Annotated in this window: 1 protein-coding gene; it reads left to right on the forward strand. The window is 76.9% G+C overall.

Annotated features, from left to right (window positions below):
* Positions 1-515 (forward strand): type I phosphomannose isomerase catalytic subunit (locus KBX53_RS35455; RefSeq protein WP_369010028.1); only part of this gene is annotated, 515 nt, incomplete at both ends.

The raw sequence follows: 515 nt of genomic DNA on the forward strand, positions 1-515 counted from the left end.
GCGGGTGAGCCTCTGTGATCTGGTGCGGGACGAGCCAGGTCAGTGGCTCGGTCAGCGGGTGTCCGAGCGGTTCGGCAGTCGGCTGCCGTTCCTGCTCAAGGTGCTCGCGGCCGACGCCCCGCTGAGCCTGCAGGCCCACCCGGACGCCGAGCAGGCGCGGGCCGGCTTCGCGGCGGAGGCGGGGCGTCCCGAGGGGCAGCGCAACTACGTCGACCCGCACCACAAGCCGGAGTTGCTGGTCGCGCTCACCCCGTTCGAGGCGCTGTGCGGGTTCCGGGATCCGGTGGAGTCGGCCGAGGCGCTCGCCGCGTTCGGCGTACCGGCGTTGGCGCCGGTCGTCGCCGCGTTGCGGGCCGGGCCGGCAGGGCTGCGGACGGCGGTGCGGACGCTGCTCGGCTGGCCGGTCGCCCAGCGTCACGAGCTGCTGGCCGCCGTGGTGGCGGCTCCGGCCGACGGCCCGGACGCGGAGCTGGTCCGCCGGCTGGCCACGGCGTACCCGGGGGATCCGGGCGCGC

The sequence above is a fragment of the Micromonospora sp. M51 genome, from assembly GCF_018070305.1.
GTDB classification, from domain to species: Bacteria; Actinomycetota; Actinomycetes; order Mycobacteriales; family Micromonosporaceae; genus Micromonospora; species Micromonospora parva.